Annotated in this window: 7 protein-coding genes and 1 pseudogene; all 8 read right to left on the bottom strand. The window is 39.6% G+C overall.

Going from position 1 to position 5,503, the window contains the following annotated elements:
- Positions 1-188 (bottom strand): annotated as a pseudogene (locus PHR02_RS12860) (cytochrome C oxidase Cbb3); the annotation flags it as partial.
- A 287-nt stretch (positions 189-475) separates the two neighbouring features.
- Positions 476-1,603 carry a glutamine-hydrolyzing carbamoyl-phosphate synthase small subunit gene (gene carA, locus PHR02_RS12855; protein WP_299992615.1) on the bottom strand — a complete coding sequence of 376 codons (1,128 nt, stop codon included), beginning with the start codon at positions 1,601-1,603 and terminating at the stop codon, positions 476-478.
- Positions 1,603-2,154 (bottom strand): DUF507 family protein, encoded by a 552-nt coding sequence (locus PHR02_RS12850; RefSeq protein WP_299992613.1) that lies wholly within the window; start codon positions 2,152-2,154, stop codon positions 1,603-1,605. Before PHR02_RS12850 ends, carA begins: the two co-directional genes overlap by 1 nt.
- 73 nt (positions 2,155-2,227) lie before the next feature.
- The gene (locus tag PHR02_RS12845; RefSeq protein WP_299992611.1) at positions 2,228-2,755 is read right to left on the bottom strand and encodes a PDP protein; all 528 of its coding nucleotides are present in this window, start codon (positions 2,753-2,755) and stop codon (positions 2,228-2,230) included.
- On the bottom strand, positions 2,752-3,171 hold the full coding sequence (locus tag PHR02_RS12840; protein ID WP_299992610.1) for a flagellar export protein FliJ: 420 nt from the start codon (positions 3,169-3,171) through the stop codon (positions 2,752-2,754). The genes PHR02_RS12845 and PHR02_RS12840 overlap by 4 nt, the downstream gene beginning before the upstream one ends.
- Positions 3,172-4,047, bottom strand: a complete 876-nt coding sequence (locus PHR02_RS12835) for an ORF6N domain-containing protein (RefSeq protein WP_299992608.1) — start codon at positions 4,045-4,047, stop codon at positions 3,172-3,174.
- Between the two features lie 49 nt (positions 4,048-4,096).
- Positions 4,097-4,684, bottom strand: coding sequence for a hypothetical protein (locus PHR02_RS12830; RefSeq protein WP_299992606.1), 588 nt, complete (start codon positions 4,682-4,684; stop codon positions 4,097-4,099).
- A gap of 138 nt (positions 4,685-4,822) precedes the next feature.
- Positions 4,823-5,503: adenylosuccinate synthetase (locus PHR02_RS12825; RefSeq protein WP_299992605.1), on the bottom strand; the 681-nt coding region annotated here is incomplete at its 5' end.

Here is a 5,503-nt window from a genome sequence, read left to right as displayed (position 1 = left end):
AACGGACGAAGACGACTAAAGTTGGTGTACTCTGCCAATCCTTCTCCCGCCATCAAATTCACAGCTGGAAACGCCATTTGCCACGCCAAAATAACGCCGACAAGCATCCCGACAATACCGAGAACAACAGTTGTAAGCATAAACCACTTCGCAACCGTGTAATCATACTCCAATGGACGATTCTCCATTTACGACCTCCTTAAAGATTCAAAGCATAAGAGCCTATTAGGGCACCTCTAAAAGCTAAAGATACAACTTTTAGAGATGCCCTTAACACTTTTGTAACAAAAGTAGGCTATTAAACGCTCTAATGATAGCAACACGAGTATTTGAGGAATCTTAAATTATTAAACATTTTTAACACTTTTGTAACAAAGTGATTATTTTAAGTATATATAAAGCATTTGGGGTAAAAAAGTAACACTTTTGGGATTTTTTAGCGTCAGGTTAGGAGAAATTATCTCTTAACCTATAGTTAACGTTGAAGAAGTTGGAGGAATTCGCTGAAAATGTATCGGCTTTCTTTAGGACCGGGACTTGATTCTGGATGGTGTTGGACAGAAAATACGCTACCACTGTTATAACGCAATCCTTCGATCGTGCTATCGAAAAGGTTCACATGGGTGACCGTCGCAATTTCGCGTACCGATTCAGGGACATTGTAATTATGGTTTTGCGCCGTAATCTCGACCATTCCTGTTTGAAGATTTTTAACCGGATGATTTCCGCCGTGATGTCCGAATTTAAGCTTGTGAGTATCGTAACCGTGTGCAATACTCAAAAGCTGATGTCCCAAACAAATACCAAACAGTGGAATTTTACGCGCTATTAGTTTTTTAATCTCTTCTTGCTCACGCTTTAAGACCAATGGATCTCCTGGTCCGTTTGAGAGGAAAACACCATCGATCTCTTTATTATCGTAACGTTCAATCAACATATCGGCACTGAATGAGTTTGGCAATACTTCAACCTCTAAACCTGCTTCAGTGAGTTCATTTAAGATATTGCGTTTAACCCCAAAATCAATTGCCGCAATACGGGCCTTCGGCGTTGGAGCATCGTTATAACGGAAATTGAACGGATCGTAAATACCGTTACGATGGGTGTATGATATTTTGGTACTTACCTCTTCGATGTAATTGATCTCTTCAATACGAGGAGAGGCTTCAAGCATTTTTTTGAGCTCTTCTTTATCCGAAACTTTTGTCGAAGCGATCATCATCATCGCCCCTTGTGTTCGGAGCATTTTCGTGATAAAGCGGGTATCAATATCGCAAATACCGATAATCCCATGTTTTTCTAAAAAGCTATGCAATGCTTCTTCTGCACGAAAGGATGAATACTCTTTCTGATATTGGCGTACGATGATACCTTTACAGTGAGCTTTCGTGCTCTCCATATCTTCAGAATTCACCCCAACGTTTCCGATTTCTGGCATGGTAAAAGTAACGAATTGTCCGGCATAAGAGGGGTCAGTAATAATCTCCTGATAGCCGCTCATAGAGGTATTGAAAACGATTTCCCCAACAGCAGTTGTGTCTGCTCCAAAGCTTTTAGCACTAAGATAGGTGCCGTTTTCGAGATAAATCCAGACATCACGCATTACATCATCCCCCGTTTAACCAATTCATCTTTATAAAGTTTTTCATACATAATTTCGTATTCATCCGTTCCAGGAATCAAATTGCGTTTGTAGCTTTTGATCTTTTCGTATACTGCTGATTCGATTTCGCTTGAATCGGCAATAGAGCCGGTAATTGCATCGTAAATGATATTTTTAATACGATTTTCACTCACATCGTAATTAATCAAATCTTCTTCATACAATACGTCTAAAATCTGATGTGCAATATCTGAATAACGATCTTCATACGACAAAACAACGCCGAATTCAGGTGCTAATTTCTTTTTGATCATAAAAAAGAGTTGTCGCTCATCAGCGAGATAAAAATCGATTTGCTCTTCGTTGGCGTTCACTATCTCTTTTACTTTTTCTTCTAAGGCCATCTCTTTTTTGATGTTAGCACTCAAAATAGTCTCAGCCTCTTTGGCGGTAGTCTCAAGCCCTTTGGTCATGGTCACCAGACCGCTGCGGCTAAGATCAACAGCGATTCGCGTCGCGATATGGGGTACGTGTGTCAGTGAAACCTTCATTGCCAACCTTAGAGTGAAATTTTTTGCATTTTACCCTAAAATACCTCTAAAATCGCTTAGAGGAAATAGGAGATTATCGAGGGGGTTGCGGTAATTTCCTCATTTTATCGGTAATCTCTGATCCTTTTTTGGGATCCATCTTCCCTAAAATCTGTCCGACAATTTTACTGTTAAGGGTAATTAAGATTTCTGATGCGTCAGTAGAGGGCATCGCTGAGAGGATTTGTGCCGCAGCAGCTGGTTTCATTTTTAGAAAAGCTTGCGAAACTTTATCTGATTTTAGTTGTTTCATTTCATCTAGAACTTTTTTATTCTCTTCCAACATTTTTTTAATCGATGCCTCTTTGGCTTTTATCTCAGAGAGTTTTTGATCGACTTTAGTATCTTTTCCTTGTACCATTGCCTCTTTTTTACGTAAAAGTTCTTCGGTGGCTCGCTTGAGCGAGTCGAGCGATTGTTTCTGTTCATCAATCCGCTCTAATTCGACCAATAGCTCATTTTTTCGGTCTTCAAATATTTTAGTACATTCATACGATTTTGTCGCAGGTGCACCCAAAAGCAATGTCATACTTAAAAATGTTATTACCCATACTATTTTCATAAAATCTCTCTTTTATAGGTCATTGTCCCAATCTCATCAAGCATTTTAGCCTCTTGCTCTTTAAGTTCTTTGAGTTGTGCATTCATCTCTTGCACTTCCAAATATTTGAATTTTTCAAAATCAACCATAGCCTCTTTAAAACGCTCGCGCATTTGTATTTGACGTTGCTCTGCGGTTTGAAGTACTTGCTGAGCTTCTTCAATACTTTGGTGCTGTGCGTGAATCATGGCAGTAGCTTGGGTAAATTCTCCTACAGACCCTTTAGCAGGTAAGGCCATCTTAGAAAGTTCTTCATAAGCACGATTAAGTTTGTCAGAGGCGGAAGAGAGCGCATTGTTCGCACCGATAAGAGCACGCTCGGCAGTGTCAAGAGCCTTTTTTTTGAGTTTAACCAAAGGCTCATATTTTGATTTCATCTATTCTAATCTCCCCAACATCTCAACCGACCCTTTTTCAAATTTCGAGAACGCAAACCACTTTTTGCCTAAATCTTTCAAACTTGAACCGATATGATATATCTCTTCTCCATCAAGGATGATAAAACGATCATGTGAAGCGGAAAATTCTTTGATCTCTATGGGTGGATATTGGGCATTATGCTTTTTAAGATCAAGTGAGAGTTGCGAAGTAATTGTTTTGGTGTAGATCGTTGCCTGGCATTCATCGACTCTTTTGGATAGCAGTACCAATACACTCTCATCCACATAATTATCGATGAGAACTATGGAGCGTTTGGCACTTTTGATCAGATCACTGGCAAACACATAGGCATCGAAAATTTGGTTCTCGTAAAAAATCCCATGATCGGGTTTGAGTTCCTTGGATTCTATGGCACTAAAGAGTTGATTGAATTTTTCATCGTGCTTCAAAAGCTTTTGCTCTATCGTATCGATTTTCTGAAAAAGCAAAGCATTACTGGCGATAAACTTTCGCATAGTCACAAAAGTTCTTATAATTTTCACACTCATATCAACCGCAACTGGACTCTTCAAAATGGCACTGAGCATCGAAACACCTTGTTCTGTGAAAGCGTAAGGCGGTCGTCTGAGTCCCATTTTCTCTTTATTGGAAGTCACAAATTGTGACCTCCAATTTTCAAGCTCCTCTTTTGTCAGTTGAAACATGAAATCAGAAGGAAATCTCTCACTGTTACGTTTGACGGCTTGATTAAAAACTTTTGTCTCCACTCCATACAACTCCGCTAAATCTCTGTCTAGCATCACCTGCAACCCGCGAAGAGTATAGATTTTGTTTTGGATGGTGTGTTCGTCTACCATGGCGATTTCATTCACGGGCACTCCTCATCATCATGCAAAATATTATTGTGTAATTGTACATTAGCTAATTTGCTATCATCAAACTACCGTTTAGTCCAAACCATACATCAAGCAAAATACTTAACATGACCCCAAGAAAGAGACTAAATTGTTGTAGTTGAAAATACTTAGTTGGATGTGTTAAAAAGTTGTATTCAGCTGTATTATTATGCATAAGCGTATTAATACTATTGAGCTGATCATTTTTTGATTGTCCACCTATTCCAAAAAATTTAATACAATGAGGCAATCTATTTGCAGAGCCAGTGAGCCAAGTTGATAGTCCAAATATTATCAATCCAATAATAACTTTAGCAATGGGTGTTTCTCGCATAGAACTATCTATTAAAAGTACTATATGAACGACTGAAGCCAAAAGAACAATTCCAGACCAATAGTTATAAATCTGTGTATTCTTTTTGTACACACTATTTTTGTGATTTTCATCACTATTCATCGGTTCATTCAACAATTTCTTCCGATGTAACTCCATCGCAATTTCCCGCTCAGGACTTTTGAGAGTGCAGTAAGGACGATATCGGATCGTCAGATATGCTCCTATCGCCATAATGATCCCAGAAAAAATATAAAGCGGCATGATCCACGGTGCCATTTCGTACGACCTTTGATAAAACAATCGCTTATTATACAAAAAATATTAGATTATGTTGAATAGTAAAAGTGGAGATTGAGGATGGATTCCGTGTCGTAGCACGGAATGACGGGGAAAAATTGATTGTCTTTTATCAATTTAAAGTAAAATAGTGTCGTTACGATCCGGTGAAGTAGAAATCATACCGATTTTAGTTTGAGTTAGCTCTTCAATAGCACGAAGATATTCTTGAGCCGTTGCAGGAAGGTCTTCAAATCGGCGAACACCCTCTGTTTTATCCCAGCCAGGAAACGTTTTATAGATCGGTTTTACATTCTCAAGATCAAGCGGCATATAATCGATCACTTCACCGTTCACTTCATACGCAACACACACTTGAACTTCATCGAAACCGTCTAATACATCGAGTTTCATAATAGAGAGATCATCACATCCGTTCAAACGGCTCGCATAGCGACATGCTACCGCGTCAAACCATCCACAACGGCGCGGACGGCCCGTAGTGGTCCCAAATTCATGCCCTTGTTTACGCAAACGCTCACCTATTTCACCGTGATCTTCACTCGGGAAAGGGCCGTTTCCGACACGGGTACAATACGCTTTGACGATCCCTGTTACTTTTCCGATATCTTTTGGATTAACCCCAAGCCCCGTACATGCACCCGCTGAAATGGTTGATGAACTGGTAACGTACGGATAGGTACCGTGATCGATATCAAGCATCGTCCCCTGAGCACCTTCTAGGAGAATTTTTTTCTCATCATCCATCAGTTTCCATGCCATCTGCGTTGTGTTTGCCAAAAACGGTACCAACGCTTC

The sequence above is a fragment of the Sulfuricurvum sp. genome, from assembly GCF_028688295.1.
Classification (GTDB): domain Bacteria; phylum Campylobacterota; class Campylobacteria; order Campylobacterales; family Sulfurimonadaceae; genus Sulfuricurvum.
This window is presented reverse-complemented; position numbering and strand designations above follow the sequence as displayed.